The organism is Rhodococcus sp. Chr-9, from assembly GCF_000801125.1.
GTDB classification, from domain to species: Bacteria; Actinomycetota; Actinomycetes; order Mycobacteriales; family Mycobacteriaceae; genus Rhodococcus; species Rhodococcus pyridinivorans.
In genome coordinates this window covers 129,069-147,757 of the sequence record NZ_JTIZ01000089.1, presented here as the reverse complement: position 1 = coordinate 147,757, position 18,689 = coordinate 129,069, and the positions used below count along the sequence as shown (strand labels likewise).

At 68.9% G+C, this 18,689-nt stretch carries 19 protein-coding genes and 1 pseudogene; 16 read left to right on the top strand and 4 right to left on the bottom strand.

What is annotated here, in order from left to right:
- Positions 1-28 precede the first annotated feature (28 nt).
- From QR64_RS12685 to QR64_RS12660, 6 genes are all read left to right on the top strand, one after another.
- A complete protein-coding gene (locus QR64_RS12685) occupies positions 29-1,327 on the top strand; it encodes an MFS transporter (RefSeq protein WP_006552364.1) in 1,299 nt (432 codons plus the stop codon).
- Between the two features lie 5 nt (positions 1,328-1,332).
- A complete protein-coding gene (locus QR64_RS12680) occupies positions 1,333-2,235 on the top strand; it encodes an alpha/beta fold hydrolase (protein WP_033096122.1) in 903 nt (300 codons plus the stop codon).
- On the top strand, positions 2,232-3,566 hold the full coding sequence (mshA, locus tag QR64_RS12675) for a D-inositol-3-phosphate glycosyltransferase (RefSeq protein ID WP_006552362.1): 1,335 nt from the start codon (positions 2,232-2,234) through the stop codon (positions 3,564-3,566). The genes QR64_RS12680 and mshA overlap by 4 nt, the downstream gene beginning before the upstream one ends.
- A complete protein-coding gene (locus QR64_RS12670) occupies positions 3,563-4,117 on the top strand; it encodes a YbjN domain-containing protein (RefSeq protein ID WP_006552361.1) in 555 nt (184 codons plus the stop codon). The genes mshA and QR64_RS12670 overlap by 4 nt, the downstream gene beginning before the upstream one ends.
- A gap of 444 nt (positions 4,118-4,561) precedes the next feature.
- Positions 4,562-4,891: a transglycosylase family protein gene (locus QR64_RS12665; protein WP_006552360.1), complete on the top strand. Its 330-nt coding sequence runs from the start codon at positions 4,562-4,564 to the stop codon at positions 4,889-4,891.
- Positions 4,892-5,138: 247 nt separating this feature from the next.
- Complete coding sequence (locus QR64_RS12660; protein WP_006552359.1) at positions 5,139-6,725, top strand: AMP-binding protein; 1,587 nt, start codon at positions 5,139-5,141, stop codon at positions 6,723-6,725.
- Between the two features lie 226 nt (positions 6,726-6,951).
- Here the strand turns inward: QR64_RS12660 and QR64_RS12655 are convergent.
- Positions 6,952-7,926, bottom strand: a pseudogene (locus QR64_RS12655) (FAD-dependent oxidoreductase); the annotation flags it as partial.
- A 1-nt stretch (position 7,927) separates the two neighbouring features.
- A partial coding sequence (locus QR64_RS28870) for an NAD(P)-binding protein (protein WP_411908081.1) occupies positions 7,928-8,052 on the bottom strand: 125 nt, incomplete at its 3' end.
- 331 nt (positions 8,053-8,383) lie between these two features.
- On the opposite strand from QR64_RS28870, the gene QR64_RS12650 reads away from it, so the two are divergent.
- The 3 genes from QR64_RS12650 (at position 8,384) to QR64_RS12640 (ending at position 11,264) form a co-directional block, all read left to right on the top strand.
- Complete coding sequence (locus QR64_RS12650; RefSeq protein ID WP_019291191.1) at positions 8,384-9,130, top strand: phosphoglyceromutase; 747 nt, start codon at positions 8,384-8,386, stop codon at positions 9,128-9,130.
- Positions 9,131-9,331: 201 nt separating this feature from the next.
- Entirely contained in the window at positions 9,332-10,513 is a 1,182-nt protein-coding gene (locus tag QR64_RS12645; RefSeq protein ID WP_024101733.1) for a sensor histidine kinase, read from the top strand.
- A gap of 61 nt (positions 10,514-10,574) precedes the next feature.
- On the top strand, positions 10,575-11,264 hold the full coding sequence (locus QR64_RS12640; RefSeq protein WP_006552355.1) for a response regulator transcription factor: 690 nt from the start codon (positions 10,575-10,577) through the stop codon (positions 11,262-11,264).
- Here the strand turns inward: QR64_RS12640 and QR64_RS12635 are convergent.
- Positions 11,246-12,076 carry a hypothetical protein gene (locus QR64_RS12635; protein ID WP_024101732.1) on the bottom strand — a complete coding sequence of 277 codons (831 nt, stop codon included), beginning with the start codon at positions 12,074-12,076 and terminating at the stop codon, positions 11,246-11,248. The two genes, QR64_RS12640 and QR64_RS12635, sit on opposite strands and share 19 nt — an antisense overlap.
- Before the next feature lie 45 nt (positions 12,077-12,121).
- Here QR64_RS12635 and QR64_RS12630 point away from each other — a divergent pair, with 45 nt between their 5' ends.
- The 3 genes from QR64_RS12630 to QR64_RS12620 are packed head-to-tail and all read left to right on the top strand — an operon-like array spanning position 12,122 to position 15,310.
- Positions 12,122-13,075 (top strand): Ppx/GppA phosphatase family protein, encoded by a 954-nt coding sequence (locus QR64_RS12630; RefSeq protein WP_082920950.1) that lies wholly within the window; start codon positions 12,122-12,124, stop codon positions 13,073-13,075.
- The gene (locus tag QR64_RS12625; protein WP_039585405.1) at positions 13,072-14,352 is read left to right on the top strand and encodes a hypothetical protein; all 1,281 of its coding nucleotides are present in this window, start codon (positions 13,072-13,074) and stop codon (positions 14,350-14,352) included. The genes QR64_RS12630 and QR64_RS12625 overlap by 4 nt, the downstream gene beginning before the upstream one ends.
- A 4-nt stretch (positions 14,353-14,356) precedes the next feature.
- On the top strand, positions 14,357-15,310 hold the full coding sequence (locus QR64_RS12620) for a sugar phosphate isomerase/epimerase family protein (protein WP_039585404.1): 954 nt from the start codon (positions 14,357-14,359) through the stop codon (positions 15,308-15,310).
- On the opposite strand, the gene QR64_RS12615 is transcribed toward QR64_RS12620, so the two are convergent.
- Entirely contained in the window at positions 15,269-15,685 is a 417-nt protein-coding gene (locus tag QR64_RS12615; protein WP_039585399.1) for a hypothetical protein, read from the bottom strand. The genes QR64_RS12620 and QR64_RS12615 overlap by 42 nt on opposite strands.
- A 94-nt stretch (positions 15,686-15,779) precedes the next feature.
- On the opposite strand from QR64_RS12615, the gene QR64_RS12610 reads away from it, so the two are divergent.
- The 4 genes from QR64_RS12610 to QR64_RS12595 all read left to right on the top strand — a co-directional run bounded on the left by QR64_RS12610 (position 15,780) and on the right by QR64_RS12595 (position 18,687).
- Positions 15,780-16,445: a MerR family transcriptional regulator gene (locus QR64_RS12610; RefSeq protein WP_019291197.1), complete on the top strand. Its 666-nt coding sequence runs from the start codon at positions 15,780-15,782 to the stop codon at positions 16,443-16,445.
- Positions 16,442-17,299, top strand: coding sequence for a thioesterase family protein (locus tag QR64_RS12605; RefSeq protein ID WP_039585397.1), 858 nt, complete (start codon positions 16,442-16,444; stop codon positions 17,297-17,299). Before QR64_RS12610 ends, QR64_RS12605 begins: the two co-directional genes overlap by 4 nt.
- A gap of 77 nt (positions 17,300-17,376) precedes the next feature.
- Entirely contained in the window at positions 17,377-18,237 is an 861-nt protein-coding gene (gene proC, locus QR64_RS12600) for a pyrroline-5-carboxylate reductase (RefSeq protein ID WP_024101725.1), read from the top strand.
- Positions 18,238-18,450: 213 nt separating this feature from the next.
- Positions 18,451-18,687 (top strand): helix-turn-helix domain-containing protein, encoded by a 237-nt coding sequence (locus QR64_RS12595; RefSeq protein WP_006552345.1) that lies wholly within the window; start codon positions 18,451-18,453, stop codon positions 18,685-18,687.
- Positions 18,688-18,689 lie beyond the last annotated feature (2 nt).

The window sequence follows — 18,689 nt, the reverse complement described above, 5'->3', positions numbered from 1 at the left end:
TGGCCGTTCCCGTCACGGAACGTGCGGAATGGGGCGGCGACGTCCGGAGGTCGGGAGGTACCTGCACCTCGCGTGGTCGGTCGGCCATAACGTTGACCGGACCGGATCGGACCGAAGAGAACGCGAGAAGTACGTGACAGGAGAGAAGGGCGGCTCGTACCGCGAGTTGTTCGCAGCGTCGGGGGCAGCCGCGTTCTGCCTGGCGGGATTCGTGGCGCGCCTGCCGATCGCGATGGTCGGGATCGGCATCGTCACGATGTTCTCCCAGCTCGAGGGGAACTACGCGGTCGGCGGCGCACTGTCCGCGGTGTTCGCGCTGTCGTACGCCGTGCTCACCCCGCTCGTCTCCCGCGCGGTCGACCGGTACGGCCAGCGACGGGTCCTGCCCACGGCGGCGGCCGTCAGTGCGGTCGCCACCCTCGCGATGCTCGCGGGCGTCCGGTTCGAGGTGCCCACGGTGTGGCTGTTCGTCTGCGGGATCCCGGCGGGACTCATGCCCACGATCGGCGCGATGGTGCGGGCGCGGTGGACACAGCTCTACGGCGGCACCCCGCGACTGCGCACCGCCTTCGCGCTCGAAGCGGTGGTCGACGAGGTGTGCTTCATCGTCGGCCCCGTCCTGTCGGTGGGCCTGAGCGTGGCAGTCTTCCCCGAGGCCGGCCCGCTGCTCGGCGCCGTCCTGCTGCTCGTCGGCACCCTCGCCCTCGCGGCGCTGCGCAGCACGGAGCCTCCCGTGCAACCGCACACCGACGACCGTGCGCGGACGAACATCCTGCGCATGCCCGTCCTCCTGTCGATCGTCGTGGTGATGGTCGCGATGGGTGTGGTCTTCGGGGTGATCGATGTCGCGGCCGTCGCGTTCACGGCCGAACAGAACTCTCCGGGATCGGCCACCTTCGCGCTCGCGCTGTTCGCGACGGGTTCGGCGACGAGCGGCCTGATCTTCGGTAGCCGGGTGGGATCGAGTGCTCCGACCCGCCAGTTGTTCGCCGCCACCGGCACTCTCGCGGTCCTGCTGTGCCCGTTGCTGCTCGCCGGTTCGGTGCCGATGCTCACGGTGCTGTACTTCGTTGCCGGATGCGCGATCTCACCCATCATGATCGTGGCGACATCGCTGACGCAGCAGATCGTGCCGCCCGACCGGCTCACCGAGAGCATCACCTGGACGGTCGCGGGTCTCGGCGTCGGCGTCGCCGCGGGTTCGGCGCTGGTGGGACAGGTCATCGACCGGACCGACGCCGGCACCGGATATCTCGTGGCGGTTGCCGCGGGCATCCTCGCGGTCACCTGTGCCGGCGGGATCCATGTGCGAGCACGGTTAGAGTGACGCGCATGGCAGTTCGTGAAGTGGCCGGTATCGACGGCACCTCCCTCGTCTATCGCGCATTCGGCTCCGAGACGGCACCGGTTCTGGTGTTGCTCCACGGGTGGGCGCAGTCGTCACAGTGCTGGGGCGACGGGGTTCTCGACGCACTCGCCCGCGACTTCCGGGTGGTCGCCGTCGACCTGCGCGGACACGGTTATTCGCAGGCCCCCGAGACCGGATACGCCGATCGCAGCCTGTGGGCCGGCGACCTCGCCGCGGTGCTCGCCGCCGAGAACGTCTCCGAGACGAACCCGGCGGTGCTGCTCGGCTGGTCGTACGGCGGCCTGGTGATCTGCGATTATCTCGCTGAACACGGCGCGGGAGCCGTCGCCGGCCTGGTTCTCGTGGGTGCCATCACGAGCATCGGCCGTGGCGAGAAGGGCGGACGCGTCGGTGCCTCGATGCGTGCCGCGATTCCCGCCGCGATGTCGGAGGACCCGAAGGAAGCGGTGCGCGCGCTCGGCTCCTTCGGCAACGCCCTCACCGGTCCCGTCGTCGAGGGCAGCGCTCTCCTCGAAGGCAAGGGTGCGGTGTCGCAGGCCTTGTTCGGCGCGAGCCTGTCCACCCCGCCGCGCGTCCGTGCGGCGCTGTTCGACCGGGCGGTGGGCAACGACGACCTGCTCGCCGGCCTGGACGTGCCGGTTCTCCTCCTGCACGGCGACGCCGACTCGGTCGTCGACGTCTCCGCGGCGCACCACGCGGCGTCGCTGCTGCGACGCGCCACGACCTCGATCTGGGAGGGCGTCGACCACGGTCCGTTCGTCGAAGATCCCCACCGATTCGTGTCGGAGGTCGGAGAGTTCGCTCGCACCGCGACGGCGGAGGCGGCGACACGCGAAGATCGGCAGCAGGGCAGTATGGAGGGGTGACGTCCCAGCCCAGCCGCCCGCACCGCGTGGCCGTGATCTCGGTCCACACCTCGCCGCTGGCGCAGCCCGGAACCGGGGACGCAGGCGGTATGAACGTGTACGTCCTGCAGACCGCCGTCGAGCTCGCGCGTCGCGGCGTCGAAGTCGAGATCTTCACCCGCGCGACCTCGTCGGCCGATCCGGCCGTCCAGCAGGCCGCGCCCGGGGTGCTCGTCCGCAACATCGAGGCCGGCCCCTTCGAAGGCCTCGACAAACACGACCTGCCGACGCAGCTGTGCGCTTTCGCTGCCGGCGTGCTGCGCGAGGAGGCACGGCACCCGCAGGGCTACTACGACCTGGTGCACTCGCACTACTGGTTGTCGGGGCAGGTCGGTTGGCTCGCCCGCGACCGCTGGGGTGTGCCGCTCGTGCACACCGCCCACACGCTCGCCGCGGTGAAGAACGCCTCGCTCGCCGAGGGCGACACCCCCGAACCCGCAGCCCGGCAGATCGGGGAACAGCAGGTCGTCGCGGAGTCCGACCGCCTGGTGGCCAACACCGCCGACGAAGCGGGGCAGCTCGAACGCATCTACGGGGCCGATCCCGCGAAGATCGACGTCGTCGCACCGGGCGCCGACCTGAACCGCTACCGGCCCGGCGACCGCGCGGCCGCCCGCGCCGAGCTCGGACTCGATCCGCGCGAGACCGTCGTGGCGTTCGTAGGCCGCATCCAGCCGCTCAAGGCTCCCGACGTGCTGCTCGAGGCCGCGGCGCGGGCCCTCGCCGACGACCCCGGCATGCCGCTGCGGGTCCTCGTCGTGGGAGGCCCGTCGGGAACGGGTCTCGAGCGCCCCGACGCGCTCATCGAACTCGCGTCCGCACTGGGTATCGCGTCGCGGGTCACCTTCCTCCCGCCGCAGCCGCCGGACCGTCTCGTCCAGGTCTACCGGGCTGCGGATCTCGTTGCGGTGCCGAGTTATTCGGAGTCCTTCGGTCTCGTCGCGATCGAGGCGCAGGCCTGCGGCACGCCCGTGCTGGCCGCGAACGTCGGTGGTCTCGGCGTCGCCGTGCGCGACGGGGAGACCGGCGTGCTCGTCGACGGGCACCGCATCGACGACTGGGCGACGGCGTTGCGGTCGCTCGTCGGCGATCCGGATCGTCTCGCCCGATTCGCGGCGACCGCGCCCGTGCATGCGGAGTCCTTCTCGTGGGAACACACCGCGGAAGGACTGCTCGACAGTTACCGACGGGCCGGGATGCGCCGCAACCGCGCCTTCGGTACCGGCGAGCACTCGCTGCGACGGCAGCGTGGAGTGTGGAAGTTGCGACGGACGAGGGGAGTCACGGCATGAGCGACCGGCTCATCGAACTGATCGAATCGACGCTGCGCGATCGCGAGCTCGAGTTCTCCGTCAAGGAGGGCGGGCACTTCGTCGTCGAGCTCCCGGGCGAGAAGAAGCTCAAGACGACCACGCTGCTCAGCGTCGGACAGCACGGTGTGCGGGTCGAGGCGTTCGTGTGCCGCAAGCCGGACGAGAACTTCGAATCGGTGTACCGCTACCTGTTGCGCCGCAACCGTCGCCTCTACGGCGTGGCGTACACGCTCGACAAGGTCGGCGACATCTATCTGGTGGGACGCATCGCCGCGCACGCGGTGACCCCCGAGGAGATCGACGCGGTCCTCGGGCAGGTCCTCGAGGCGGCGGACCACGACTTCAACATCATCCTCGGTATCGGGTTCATCACGTCCATCAAGCGCGAATGGGAGTGGCGGGTCTCGCGCGGCGAACCGTTGCGCAATCTCGAGCCGTTCCGTCACCTCATCGAGGAGGAGACCGGCACGCCGTTCGAGCCCGATGTGGACGACGACGAACCCGAGGATCGGCGCGAAGCGAACGGGTGACGGCGTTGCCGGACACCGTTATCTCGCCGTGAACATGTCCGGTTGGAGAGGTCTGCACGGCCGTATGGTGTGACCATCACCACAATCGAAATCCGCTGGAAACGTCCGGGAAACGGTGCGTTCCCGCGAAGCGACCTGGGGTTTTGTCGATCGCCGGTCCGGTTTCTCGCACAGCCGTACCGGAAAATCGACCCGTGACCTCGCCGTGATGAACCCTTACCGTCGATGTAGGCCCGATACCGACGGGCGTTACACACCGGCCCCGCAGCCGCTCGTTCCACCCCCGCGGGATTGTCGGATCCACAACCTGCCGAGGGGTGGAGCGAGAGAGCGACCGGGCGTGCGCGAGCACCGCACCGTGTCGCCGGCACCGACCGTCCAGCCCACATGTGGCGGACCCATTGCGTCGGGGGCCTCGCAAGCAGCCGGAAAGGATTCATCCACATGGCAAAGTTCACGATCAAGCGCGCCCTGGGCACCCTCGCTGCCTCCACTGCACTCGTTGCGACCCCGTTCGCTCTGGGTGCCGGTACCGCCAACGCCGCATCCGGCAACTGGGATGCCGTCGCACAGTGCGAGAGCGGTGGAAACTGGGCGATCAACACCGGTAACGGCTACTACGGCGGTCTGCAGTTCTCGCAGAGCACCTGGGAGGCCTACGGTGGCTCGGGAACCGCGAACAACGCCTCGCGCGAGGAGCAGATCCGCGTCGCCGAGAACGTCCTCGCCGGACAGGGCGTCGGTGCATGGCCGGTCTGCGGTCAGTACCTCTGACCGCAGCGCCCTCGGGCGTAGGGAGCGCAGCTCACACGACATCGTGAGCGCAGCTCCAGCAGCTTCCGAACCCCGCGTGCGATCCGTCGCACGCGGGGTTCGTGCTCTCCGGCAGGCGAACCGCGCCGGGAACGGTATCCTCGCAATCCTCACACAGCGCGTGTGACGGGCTTCACAACCGCTGCGGTAGTGTGGACTCGACCGAAAGTCGGCACGGCGTGCCAGCAGAATGCTCGGAGGATGAGTAATGAGTTTCCGCAGTCCCTTTCCCGACGTCGACATCCCGGCATCGAGTGTCTACGACTTCCTGTTCGGTTCGCTCGACGAGTCCGAGCTCGATCGACCCGCGCTCATCGACGGCGCGTCCGGCACCGTGACGGACTACCGCACGCTCGTGGCCCACATCGACGCCGTCGCCGGAGCGCTGGCCGCCCGGGGCATCGGTGTGGGGAAGGTCGTCGGGCTGCTCGCACCCAACGTGCCGGCCTTCGCCTCGGTCTTCCACGGCATCCTGAGGTCCGGCGCCACCGCGACCACGATCAACGCCCTCTACACAGCCGGGGAGATTTCGAAGCAACTCGACGACTCGGGGGCCGTGGCACTGTTCACGGTGTCCCCGTTCCTGCCGCAGGCGAAGGAGGCCGCCGCGGCCGCCGGGATCCCCGACGAGTTGCTCTTCGTGCTCGACGGCGCCGAGGGCCATCCGTCCCTGCGCGACGTGCTCACCGAGGGTTCACCGGCTCCCGCCGTCGAGTTCGATCCGGCCACCCACCTCGCGGTACTGCCGTACTCCTCGGGCACGACCGGCCGGCCCAAGGGCGTGATGCTCACGCACCGCAATCTCGTCGCGAACGTCTGCCAGATCACCCCGCGGATGGGTATCGCCGCCGACGACCGCGTGCTCGCACTGCTGCCGTTCTTCCACATCTACGGCATGACGGTGCTGCTGAACGCCGCGCTGTACAACCGCGCGTCGCTGGTGACGATGCCGAAGTTCGACCTCGTCGACTTCCTCACCTACATCTCGGAACACAAGTGCACGTACGTGTTCATCGCGCCGCCGGTCGCTGTCGCGCTCGCCAAGCACCCCCTCGTCGACCAGTACGATCTGTCGAGCGTGCACACGGTCTTCTCCGGTGCTGCACCGCTCGACAAGGAACTCGCCGGATCGGTCGCGAAGCGCTTGGGCTGCAACGTCCGGCAGGGATACGGCATGTCGGAGATGTCTCCCGTGTCGCACGCAATTCCCTTCGAGGACAACGAGACCGAACTCGATTCGGTGGGACCGACGATCGCGAACATGGAATGCAAGATCGTCGATCCCGCCACCGGCGAGGAAGTCGAATATCCCACCGGCGACGGCGTTTCGGCGCCCGGCGAACTGTGGTGCAAGGGACCGAACGTCATGGTCGGTTATCTCGGCAATCCCGAGGCCACGGCCGACACCCTCGACGAGGACGGCTTCCTCCACACCGGCGACATCGCCACGGTCGACGGGAAGGGTGCCGTCCGGATCGTCGACAGGCTCAAGGAACTCATCAAGTACAAGGGCTACCAGGTGCCGCCGGCCGAGCTCGAGGCTCTGCTGCTCACGCACCCGCAGATCGCCGACGCCGCGGTGATCGGCGTCCGTGACGCCGAGGGCGAGGAGGTTCCGAAGGCCTTCGTCGTCCGGCAGCCGGATTCGACGATCGACGAGGACGAGGTCATCGACTTCGTGGCCGCGCGGGTCGCGCCGCACAAGAAGGTCCGCCAGGTCGAGTTCATCGACACGGTGCCGAAATCCTCTGCGGGCAAGATTCTTCGGAAGGATCTGCGCGCCCTGAACGCCTGACGGGCGCACCGGCGACGTGTGGATCCCCGGGAGATCGTGTGTCTCCCGGGGATGCCGCTGTCCGGCCCCTGCTACGGAACCGCCGGGCCTCGACCTCTCGGGCCGTGGAGGACCCTGCCCGATCAGGCGAGCATGTGTGGTTGTCCCGCTCGGTACCGGTCGGCGTTGATGCGCCGCAAGGGTTCCAGTTCGGGCGGTTCGTGCAACTTGTACAGTGCCGGCGGTNGGCGGGGGAGCCCGCAGTCTGGAGCAACGCACCCACCGCCGCCCGCGCCGATTCGTTCGCGCTCTCCATCGTCGCGAGGTCGATGTCGTTGCGGACGTAGTCGCCCGCGAGGAACAGGTTCGGGATCGCGGTGTGTGCCTCGGGCCGGTTCGCGAGCGACCCCGCGGTGTTGATGAGCAGCGGGTGTCGTTGGTGACGCCACCGGCTCCCCACTTCACGCCGGGATCGAGGAACCACGAGGCGATGTCGTTCTCGTCGATCGCGCCCGTCCCGTCCTCGAGGCAGGCCGACATCTGCGCCCACACCTCGCGGGCGATCTCCTCCGGCGTGCACTGCCTGGCGGTTCTGCCGTAGAGGATGCCGGGGGTGTCCCAGTCGGAGATGTCCACCGACAGGCAGTCGTGCGCCGAACCGTCGCCGTACCGTTGAGGGAAGTCGCCGCGCCACAGCGAGACGGCGCGTTCGGCCGGCATCGCCGCGACGAGCTGTCGCGTCAGTGCGGAGACGAGCTGTCGCGTCAGTGCGGAGATGAGCTGTCGCGTCAGTGCGGAGACGAGCTGTCGCGTCAGTGCGGAGACGAGGATCTCGCGGTATCCCTTCGACTTGCCGTCGGCCTCGAGGGTCTGCGCCCACGTCTCGTGTTCCCACTGGCCGTCGCGACGTTCGAGGCTGCTGGTGAGGAACATGACGAGTTTGCGCATGAAGACCGCGAGCTCGTGCGGTGGGATCGAGCCGCCGAGGGAGAAGGCCGCCGTCAGGCTCTCCTGCAGACTCAGCGGGTCGTAGATATCGAAGCGCAACGGTGCGATGGAGGCCGGGGCGGTGAGGTCGGGCGCGCCGGGGATCGCCATCCGGAAGCCGTGTCCCGCAACGAGTTTGTCGAACACGCCGTTCGGGTTTCCGGGGAACGGGATCCGTCGCATCGTGTCGGGGATGTGCTGGTAGAAGCCGGGGAAGAAGCGGAAGCCGTGTTCANCGGCCGCCTGCCGCGGTGCCGGGGGAGGGGGTGCTGCGCGCCTTGCCGCCGAGCGCGGTCGGCTCGAAGACGGTGACCTCGAAGCCGCGTTCGATCAACTCGTGCGCGGCGGCCGGTCCGGCCATCCCGCCGCCGAGGATCGCGACCCGGCGTCCGCCGGAGTGCACCGCCGGTGCGCGGCGGCTCGGCTGTGCGCCCGCCGTGACCGGCAGGGCTGCGGCCCCGAGCGCGCCGAGGGCGGTGAGGACGGTGCGGCGGGACATGCGTCCGTCGGGCTGCGGACCCCGGTGTGGCTGCGGACCCCGGTGTGACATCGAATCCCGTGTGTGTCGGTGACGACGAACTGTGTTGCGCGGCGCCGACTCCCGCGTTCCTGGCAACGTACATTGTCAGATATGGCCCACGATCGGGGGCGCCCGTGGCGAAATCCCCATCCGTGCATGTCAGGATTGGGTCATGACTATCGGAACACTTGTTCTGCTCCGCCACGGCGAGAGCGAATGGAATGCGATGAACCTGTTCACCGGCTGGGTGGACGTGCATCTGACCGACAAGGGGATCGCCGAGGGCAAGCGGGCCGGTGCCCTCCTCGCCGAGCACAATGTGCTTCCCGACGTCTCCTACACCTCCCTGCTGCGCCGCGCGATCAGCACCGCCAACTTCGCGCTCGACGCCGCCGACCGGCACTGGATCCCCGTCATCCGCGACTGGCGTCTCAACGAACGCCACTACGGCGCGCTCCAGGGCAAGAACAAGTCCGAGATCAAGGACGAGTTCGGCGAGGAGCAGTTCATGCTGTGGCGTCGCAGCTACGACACCCCGCCGCCGCCGATCGAGCCGGGTTCGAAGTACAGCCAGGACGCCGACCCGCGCTACGCCGACGTCGACGAGGTTCCCCTCACGGAGTGCCTGAAGGACGTCGTCGCCCGTTTGATCCCGTACTGGGAGTCGACGATCTCCCAGGACCTGCTCGCGGGCAAGACCGTGCTCGTCACCGCGCACGGCAACTCGTTGCGCGCGCTCGTCAAGCACCTCGACGGGATCTCCGACGACGACATCGCGGGCCTGAACATTCCGACGGGCATCCCGCTGCGCTACGACCTCGACGAGAACCTGCGCCCGCTGAACCCGGGTGGCACCTATCTCGACCCCGAGGCCGCAGCTGCCGGTGCGGCGGCGGTCGCGAACCAGGGCGCCAAGTAGCAGCCTCACGGAAGCGAGATCCGACCCCGTTGCCGTTCGGTGACGGGGTCGGTTCGTTCGTGCAGGTCCGTCGCAGAGTGGTCCGTTCTGGGCGAACAAAGGGTGAACAACACTCCAACATCCGAAAAATGGGGTGTGACGTGCGGGAAATGCCGTCGACCCGCTGTCCGGTGGGGTACCGGTGTCATTACGATTCGAAGTGTGAGTGTTACGCAGGCCGTGTTGCTGGCCGTGGTCGCAGCGGTCCTCGGCGGGATCGTCACCGTCGCCGCCGGGAGGCTGGTGCAGCGCCGGGCCCACGGTAGCGACCAAGCCGACCTCACGATGTTCGACGTGCTCGACCGGGTCGTGCACGGGGCGTCGACCGGTATCGCGGTGGTCGACAAGTTCCACGACGTCGTCCTGTCGAACCCGCGCGCCGAGGAACTCGGCCTCGTCCGCAACCGGCAGATCGACGACCGGGCCTGGGCGGCCGCCTGCCAGGTGCTCGAGAAGAGGAAGCCGATCGAACTCGACCTGGGCGCGAAGGCATTGCTCGGCCGCGAGCCCGTCGCGGTGCGCTGCACAGTCCGGCTGCTGCTCGACCAGGATCCGCGCTTCGTCGTGCTCTACGCCTTCGACGACTCCGAGCACGTCCGCATGGAGGCCACCCGGCGCGATTTCGTGGCCAACATCAGCCACGAACTGAAGACCCCCGTCGGCGCGATGGCGTTGCTCGCGGAGGCGCTGCTCGAATCCGTCGACGATCCCGAGACCGTCCGCCACTTCGGCGAACGGGTCCAACGCGAGGCGACGCGCCTCGGCAACATGGTGACCGAACTGATCGCCCTCTCGAAGCTCCAGGGTGCCGAGAAACTGCCCGATCTCGAGGTCGTGGACGTCGACGACGTCGTCGACGAGGCTCTCGACCGCACGCGCCTGACCGCCGAGAACGCCTCGATCACCATCAGCACCGACCGGCCGAGCGGTCTCGAGATCCTCGGCGACCGAACGCTGCTCGTCAGCGCCCTCACCAACCTCATCGAGAACGCGATCGCCTACTCCCCGGCCGGCTCACCGGTGACCATCAGCAGGTCGCTGCGCGACGGCAAGGTCGCTATGGCCGTCACCGACCGGGGGATCGGTATCGCCAAGGAGGACCAGGAGCGGGTCTTCGAGCGCTTCTTCCGCGTCGACAAGGCCCGGTCGCGGGCCACCGGAGGCACCGGCCTCGGGCTGGCCATCGTCAAGCACGTCGCTGCGAACCATCACGGCGAGATCACCCTGTGGAGCAAGCCCGGTACCGGCTCCACCTTCACCCTCCTCGTCCCGGCCCACGTCGAGGACGCCGAGGACGACGAGAACCACACCGCCGACCGCACCGAGAAGGTGGTCGGATCGTGACGCAGACCCCACCCGGGTTCCCGGGCGGACGGATATCGAGAAACAGACGGAGGACCAGCTCGTGACGCGTGTGCTGATCGTCGAGGACGAGGAATCGTTGGCGGATCCGCTCGCCTTCCTGCTGCGGAAGGAGGGGTTCGAGACGACCATCGCCGGCGACGGCCCCTCGGCCCTCGCCGAGTTCGACCGGGAGGGCGCCGACATCGTCCTGCTCGACCTGATGCTCCCCGGGATGAGCGGCACCGACGTGTGCAAGCAGTTGCGGACCCGCTCGGGTGTGCCGGTCATCATGGTCACCGCTCGCGACAGCGAGATCGACAAGGTCGTCGGGCTCGAACTCGGCGCCGACGACTACGTCACCAAACCGTACTCGGCGCGTGAACTCATCGCCCGGATCCGTGCGGTCCTGCGGCGCGGGGCCGACACCGAGAGCGAGGTAGCGGCGGACGACGGACTGCTCGAGGCCGGACCCGTGCGGATGGACGTCGACCGTCACGTCGTACACGTCAACGGTGAGCCGGTTGCCATGCCGCTCAAGGAATTCGACCTGCTCGAATATCTCCTGCGGAACTCCGGGCGGGTGCTCACCCGCGGACAGCTCATCGACCGGGTGTGGGGCGCCGACTACGTCGGCGACACCAAGACCCTCGACGTCCACGTCAAGCGTCTGCGCTCGAAGATCGAGGAGGATCCGGCCAAGCCGCGTCACCTCGTGACGGTGCGCGGTCTGGGTTACAAGCTCGAGGCCTGATCGGAGCCGGCATCGGAGCCCGCCTGTGCTGCCGACGTCGCGGGATGGATCGCGATCAGACCCAGTCCCTGGCGTCGCCGGCACAGGCGCGCGAGCTCGTCGTAGGCCGCCGCACCGAGGAGTTCGGTGAGCTCGGGGGCGTACGACTGCCAGACCGGACGCTCGCCGACGTGCGCGTCGGGAGAGCCCGAGCAGTACCAGTCGAGGTCGTGCCCACCCTCACCCCAGCCGCGTCGGTCGTACTCGGTGATGACCGTGCGCAGGATCTCGGTGCCGTCGGGACGCTCGACCCAGTCCTGGGTGCGGCGGATCGGGAGCTGCCAGCACACGTCCGGCTTCATCTCGAGCGGTTCGATGCCGCGTCGCAACGCCATGGTGTGGAGGGCACAGCCCTGGCCGCCCTCGAATCCGGGACGGTTCAGGAAGATGCACGCACCCTTGTAGCGGCGGGTGCGCAGGGCGGGCTCGTCGTCGATCTCGTCCTCTTCGAGGTAGCCCTTCTTGCCCAGGCCCTTGTCCATGAACTGCCAATCGGCCGGCGTGAGGTGTTTCACTGCCTTCGCCAGCTTCTGGCGATCGTCGTCGTCGGACAGGAACGCACCGTGCGAGCAGCACCCGTCGTCGGGTCGCTCGGCGATGATGCCCTGGCACGCCGGAGTGCCGAACACGCAGGTCCACCGCGAGAGCAGCCATGTCATGTCTGCGGCGATGACGTGTTCGTCGTTGTCGGGGTCGGTGAACTCCACCCATTCCCGAGGAAAGTCGAGAGGGACTTCCGGGGCCGGGTCGAGTTTGTGTGGGGCATGGGACATACCTGCTGTCACAGGTCCCGACGGTAGACCCAGTACCGTATTGATGTGCGCTTAGGGGTACTCGACGTCGGAAGCAACACCGTTCACCTGTTGGTGGTGGACGCCCATCGTGGTGGGCACCCCACGCCGATGAGTTCGACGAAGGCCACGCTGCGGCTGTCCGAGAACATGGACGACAACGGCGACATCACCTCCAACGGCGCCGATCAGCTCGTCGAGACCGCCGCCGAATTCGCCAGCATCGCCCGCACCTCGGGATGCGGCGAGCTCATGGCGTTCGCGACGTCCGCGGTGCGCGACGCCGGCAACTCCGAGGCCGTCCTCGAGCGGGTGCGCCGGGAGGCCGGGGTGTCGCTGGACGTGCTCTCCGGCGAGGACGAGGCGCGGCTGACCTTCCTCGCGGTGCGCCGCTGGTACGGCTGGAGCGCCGGAAACATCCTCGACCTCGACATCGGCGGTGGTTCGCTCGAGCTCACCTTCGGTGGCGACGAGGACCCCGAGATCGCCTACTCGCTCCAGCTCGGTGCGGGACGGCTCACCCGCGACTGGTTCCGTGAGGACCCGCCCGGCAAGCGCCGGATCTCGGCGCTGCGCGACTGGCTCGACGCCGAACTCGCCGAGCCGGCGAAGGCCATACGCAACGCGGGCGACCCCGACCTGTGTGTGGGCACCTCCAAGACCTTCCGGACCCTCGCCCGCCTGACCGGCGCGGCCCCCTCGTCCGCCGGCCTGCGGGTACAACGGACCCTGACGGCCAGCGGACTGCGCCAGCTCATCGCATTCATCTCCCGGATGACCACGGCCGACCGCGCAGAACTCGAAGGCGTCAGCTCGGACCGGTCCGAGCAACTCGTCGCCGGCGCCCTCGTCGCGGAGGCGAGCATGCGTGCCCTCGGAGTGGAGACGCTGCAGATCTGCCCGTGGGCGTTGCGCGAAGGCCTGATTCTTCGGAAGCTCGATACGGATATGGGTGGCGAACTGGTGGTGGCAACCGGATGAGCGAGAATCGCAGCAACGACACGGGGCAGATCTCCGTGGCCGAGCTGTTGGCGCGTAACGGCCAGAAGGTGGGAACACGGGCCGGGGGACGACGCCGACGAGGTGCGAGCGGCGGCATCTCCGTCGCCGAACTGACGGGCGAGATCCCGATCACCCGCGCAGACAGCAAGGTCGAGCGGAATACCCCGACCGATGCGGAAAGCGCTGCCGGGCAGGCGGATGCGTCGTCCTCGACGGCTGCTGTCGAGGCGGAGACCCCGCCGAAGGCCGTCCCGGCGCCACGCAAGGTCGAGACCCCGAAGTTGGAGACGCCGAAGGCGGCGACCTTCGCGCTGTCCGACATCGAGAAGACCACCGTGACCCCGCGGGTTGCCGTCGAGACGAAGACGCCGCCGGTGAAGACCGGAACGAGCACGCCTGCCGTCACGAAGACGCCGCCTGCCGCGAAAACACCACCCACTGCGAAGGCGCCGTCCGGCCCGGCGGCGAAGGTGCCTGCAGCCGCGGATGAAGTGCCGAAGACGGACACGGTGTCGAAGACGGACACGGTGTCGAAGACGGCCGCATCGACGAAGGCAGCGTCCAAGGCGGCGCCGCCCAAGATCGAGTCGCCGACCGAGGTCATCCGTCCCGAGGCGCTTCCCCGGCGCGCGCGGGCGCATCTCGGAGCGGCAGCGCCCGGCTCGCAGTCCGGTGAAGGAGCAGCGGTCGCCGACAAGAAGGCGGACAAGAAGTCCGAGAAGGCGAGCGTCCCGGCGGTGTCGGTGCGCAAGGCCGACGTCGCCGAACCGCGACTACTGTCCGGCCCCGCCAGCGACCTGCAGGGCACCGGTTCCGACGCCGACGACTCGACCGACACCATCGGTGCTGCGGGTGCCGCGCCCGACGCTTCGGAGGGAGTGGCATCGTCGCGGTCGCGGAAGTCCCGCGGCAAGGGTGGGAAGGCGACGTCCGACGCCGCCGACGACTCGGCACGGAAGAGTGCGGACGACGAGTCCGCCGACGCGGAGCAGGGCAGTGGCCTCAAGCAATGGGCGTTACTGATCGGCGAGAGCGTCGCCGCGATCGTCGCGGGCGGATTGCTCTTCAAGGGCTTCGAGCGGTTGTGGGACCTCATGCCGTGGGTCGCCTTCGCGCTCGCGCTGCTGGTGATCGTGGGCCTGGTCGCGCTGGTGCGTGTCCTGCGGCGCACCGACGACATCACGAGTCAGCTCATCGCGCTCGCGGTGGGAGCATTCGTGGCCTTCGGGCCGCTGTTGTTCCTGCTGCCCGGGTGAGCCGATGCCGACCGCGCAGGGAATCCGGGTAGGGCTGTCCACCGCTTCGGTCTATCCGGAGAACACCGAAGCGGCGTTCCGCTTCGCGGCCGATCTCGGTTTCGACGGGGTCGAGCTGATGGTGTGGGCCGAACCGGTGAGCCAGGACCCCACCTCGGTGGAGCGTCTGGTCCGCGAGTACGGCGTGCCGGTGCTCGCCGTGCACGTGCCGTGTCTGCTGATCTCGCAGCGCGTGTGGGGATCCGATCCCGCCGCCAAGCTCGACCGTTCGGTGCGTGTCGCCGAGATCCTCGGTGCGGAGACCGTCGTGGTCCATCCGCCCTTCCGGTGGCAGCGTCGCTATGCGGAGGGATTCTCCGACCAGGTCGCGGCGCTCGAGGCCGACAGCCACGTGGTGCTCGCGGTCGAGAACATGTACCCGATGAGGGCCGACGTCGTCTTCGGCGGTCGTGATCGCGGCGCCGAACGTCTGCGCCGGCGCGGTCCCGGCCGCGCGGTCTCGGCCTACAGCCCGTCGCTCGACCCCACCGACACCGGTTTCGCGCACTACACGCTCGACCTGTCGCACACCGCGACCGCGGGGGCCGACGCCCTCGCGCTCGCGGAACGGATGGGGGAGGGGCTCGCCCACCTCCATCTCGCCGACGGCCGGGGCTCCTCGCTCGACGAACACCTCGTCCCGGGAACGGGCACGCAGCCGTGTGCGGACGTGTGCCGCCGGCTCGCCGCGAGCGACTTCGGCGGGCACGTGGTGCTCGAGATCAGCACCCAGAGCGCACGGACGCGTGCGGAGCGCGCCGGGATGCTGGCGCGTTCGCTGGCCTTCGCGCGCACGCACCTGGATCGCTCGGCGACGCGCGCGATCACCGCCGGCCCCGAGAGTCCCCGGCACACGGACATCGCGCGCGTCCCCGCCTCAGAGGGCAGCGATTCCGGCGGCGAGCACGGCGACGCCTGAGATCAGCACGCCCGCGGTGAGGGAGACGGCGCCGAGCCGGACCGCCGCGAACATCCGGCCGGGCCGCGTCGGATCGGGCCCGAGCACCGACAGGAAGAAGCCTGCCGGGATCAGGATCGCGGCGACGAGCACGGCGATGGCGCCGGCCGCCGACCAACCGGGTGATGCGCCCACGACGTGCGTGAGAACGGCGATGAGCAACCCGAGGGTGACGAGTACTCCAGCGTGGGCGTGACCGGCACGGAAGAACGTCTTCTGCAGGTCGTTGGTGGGTACGCCGCCCGCGGCGACGCGTAGCAGGAAGGTGCCTCCGAAGGCGATGCCTGCGACGGTGAGCACGGTGCTCCCGAGAACGATGGTCACGAGCGGACGCATGAGGGCCTCCTCGGCCGGTACTCCGTGACTGGATACTACAACTATCCAATACTGGATAGTTGTAGTATCCGGTGTCGAGGAGCGGAGGTGATCGGTGCGTATCTCGGAACTCGCCGAGCGTTGCGGCATACCGCTGCCGACGGTGAAGTACTACCTGCGCGAGGGGCTGCTCATGCCGGGCGTGGCGACGAGCGTCACCTCGGCGACCTACGACGACCGGCACGTGAGGCGCATGGGTCTGGTCCGGTCACTCGCCGCGCAGGGTCTGCCCCTCGAGAAGATCAAGACCGTCGTGGATCTCGTCGACAATCCCCGCGACGACCTCTTCGTCGAACTCGGCCACGCCATCGCCGCGCTGCCACCCTACGTCGAGGACTCGGCCGGTCCCGGCTATCCCCGCGCCCGCCACCTGCTCGAACGCCTCGGCCAGATCTACGACCCACGGTTCGCGGCCGTGGCGCAACTCGAACACGCGCTCGCGGCACTCGAAGCCGCCGGCCTGCGGATGGACGACCGCCGGATCGACGCCTACGGCCGTCACGTCCGCGCCATCGCCGAACTCGACCTCGAACTGCTGCCGACGCACTCCCGGGAAGCCACCGTGGAAGCGGCCGTGCTCGGGACCGCCCTGTACGAACCGGTTCTCACGGCCATGCGCCGGTTGGCCCACCAGCATCTCGCCGCCCGCATGTTCGGGTCCGGTGGACCCCCCACGACCGGCGCCGATCCGGCCCCGAACGACGACCAGGAGCAGCAGTGACCCTCACCGACCAGCCCTTCCTCGACCTGACCTCGGTCACCCGGGTGCCGGGAGAGCACCCGGATGGCACGGCGGCCTGGCAGGCGCACATCGATCCGGTGTGGACCATCGGGCCCAAGGTGCACGGCGGATGCATGCTCGCGGTCTGCGCGTCCGCGGCGCGCAGGTCGGTGCTCGACGCCGGCGTCGACCCGCTCACCCAGCCCCTCGCCGTGAGTGCCTCGTTCGTCGCCGCGCCCGACCCCGGCGACGTCGAACTCACCACCGTCCTACGCAAGCAGGGCAAGCAGATCGCCCTTGTGGACATCGAACTGTCCCAGGCCGGGCGTGTGGCGGTGCGGGCGAGTGTCACCCTCGGTACGCCGGATACCGAGGAGCCCTTCCACACGGTGCCGCACCGCGCGACCACCATGCCCGCCGACCCGCCGGCCGAGTCGGTGCTCGTCACCCCCGAGCACCCCATGGGGCAGATCGTGAAGTTCGCCGCCACCTCCCGCCTCCGGATCGACTCCGCCACCGCGCGTTTCCTCGACGGGCAGCAGGGCGAACCGCTCGTGTCGATGTGGACGCGGCCGTCGCCGGGCGACGAGGCCGACGTCGACACCTCGGTGCTGTTCGCGCTCATGTGCGGCGACGTGTCGGCTCCCGTCGCGATGAACCTCGGCCGTTTCGGCTGGGCGCCGACGGTGCAACTCACCGCCTATCTGCGGCGGGTTCCGGCTCCGGGATGGCTGCGGGTCATCGCCGAGAGCAGCGTGCTCGGCAGCACCTGGTTCGAGGAGGACCACACCGTCGTCGACTCGACCGGCCAGGTGGTCGTGCAATCGCGTCAGCTGGCCATGATGCCGCGCTGATAGGCCCGAACGCGGCAGGTCCCGACAGGCGGTGACCGTGGTGTAGGCCGCCCGGACGGTCGTGGCAGGCTGTCCCCATGACGAGAATCGCAGTGATCGGTGGCGGCAGGATCGGCGAGGCGCTGATCTCGGGTCTGCTGAAGAACGGCTTCGCGACCAAGGATCTCGTGGTCGCCGAGAAGTTCGAGGAACGGCGTGAGGAATTGTCCCGGGCCTACTCGATCCGGGTCACCGACAGCACCTCCGACGCCGCGGAAGGCGCCGACGTGGTGGTCGTGGCCGTCAAGCCCAACGACGTGGACGTCGTCGTCACCGCCCTCGCGGCGGTCGACGCCGGGAACGACGACGAGCAGATCCTGGTGTCGCTTGCCGCGGGCATCCCGACGGTCCGCTACGAGACCAAGCTCCCGGCCGGCTTCCCCGTCGTGCGCGTGATGCCGAACACCCCGATGCTCGTCGGGGAGGGCGCGAGCGTGCTGTCCGCCGGTCGGTACGTCAAGCAGCAGCATCTCGACACGGTCCGCGAGATCCTCGCGAGCGTGGGAACGGTCTCGGTGGTCCCGGAGGCGCAGATCGACGCGGTCACCGCGGTTTCCGGATCCGGGCCCGCATATTTCTTTCTCGTCGCGGAGGCGATGATCGACGCCGGTGTCTCGCTCGGCCTGACGCGGGCGGTGGCCACCGATCTGGTGGTGCAGACGATGACCGGCTCGGCCGCGATGCTCACGCGCTCGGGGGACAACGCTGCCGACCTGCGCGCCGCGGTCACCTCGCCGGGTGGCACCACGGCGGCCGCGATCCGCGAACTCGAGCGTGGAGGCCTGCGTACGGCCTTCTACGAGGCGCTCGACGCTGCGAAGCGCCGTTCCGCGCAACTCGGGGCGGCATCGGATCAGCCGTCGCCTGCGGCCCGCGAGGGGCTCTCCGGGACGGCCTGACAGGGCATCCACCCGAGGCACTGACAGGTGTCACTGCGGAACGCTGACAGACGTCACCGTAGGGCGTAGCGTGGCGACGAACAGCCGCCCGCCGGAAATTCCCCAGCCGCATCGTCGCACAGGAACCATTCGTCACGCTAAGCTCGAATCAGCACGTGCGTGTCTGTTCCGCCGGAGGGGAAGCCGGCGGCGCGGGCGTGCCGGAGGTGTGTAATGGTTTCAGGAAACACGCCGTCGAAGGGTCAACCTCAAGACGGACAGTCGGTTCTCGCCGGTACCCAGTTCCTGACGGTTGCCGAAGTGGCAGCTCTCATGCGGGTGTCGAAGATGACCGTGTACAGGCTGGTGCACAGTGGCGAACTACCCGCAGTGCGTGTGGGACGCTCGTTCCGCGTGCATGCGAAGGCCGTCCACGACTACCTCGAGACGTCGTACTTCGACGTCGGATAGAG

Excerpts from the sequence above, each read along its gene's own strand:
- QR64_RS12625 (WP_039585405.1), top strand. The coding sequence starts at position 13,072 with ATGAGCGAGAATCGCAGCAACGACACGGGGCAGATCTCCGTGGCCGAG.
- QR64_RS12620 (WP_039585404.1), top strand. The coding sequence starts at position 14,357 with ATGCCGACCGCGCAGGGAATCCGGGTAGGGCTGTCCACCGCTTCGGTC.
- QR64_RS12635 (WP_024101732.1), bottom strand. The coding sequence starts at position 12,076 with ATGTCCCATGCCCCACACAAACTCGACCCGGCCCCGGAAGTCCCTCTC.
- QR64_RS12680 (WP_033096122.1), top strand. The coding sequence starts at position 1,333 with ATGGCAGTTCGTGAAGTGGCCGGTATCGACGGCACCTCCCTCGTCTAT.
- QR64_RS12660 (WP_006552359.1), top strand. The coding sequence starts at position 5,139 with ATGAGTTTCCGCAGTCCCTTTCCCGACGTCGACATCCCGGCATCGAGT.
- QR64_RS12670 (WP_006552361.1), top strand. The coding sequence starts at position 3,563 with ATGAGCGACCGGCTCATCGAACTGATCGAATCGACGCTGCGCGATCGC.
- QR64_RS12595 (WP_006552345.1), top strand. The coding sequence starts at position 18,451 with ATGGTTTCAGGAAACACGCCGTCGAAGGGTCAACCTCAAGACGGACAG.
- QR64_RS12685 (WP_006552364.1), top strand. The coding sequence starts at position 29 with ATGGGGCGGCGACGTCCGGAGGTCGGGAGGTACCTGCACCTCGCGTGG.
- QR64_RS12615 (WP_039585399.1), bottom strand. The coding sequence starts at position 15,685 with ATGCGTCCGCTCGTGACCATCGTTCTCGGGAGCACCGTGCTCACCGTC.
- proC (WP_024101725.1), top strand. The coding sequence starts at position 17,377 with ATGACGAGAATCGCAGTGATCGGTGGCGGCAGGATCGGCGAGGCGCTG.
- QR64_RS12650 (WP_019291191.1), top strand. The coding sequence starts at position 8,384 with ATGACTATCGGAACACTTGTTCTGCTCCGCCACGGCGAGAGCGAATGG.
- QR64_RS12665 (WP_006552360.1), top strand. The coding sequence starts at position 4,562 with ATGGCAAAGTTCACGATCAAGCGCGCCCTGGGCACCCTCGCTGCCTCC.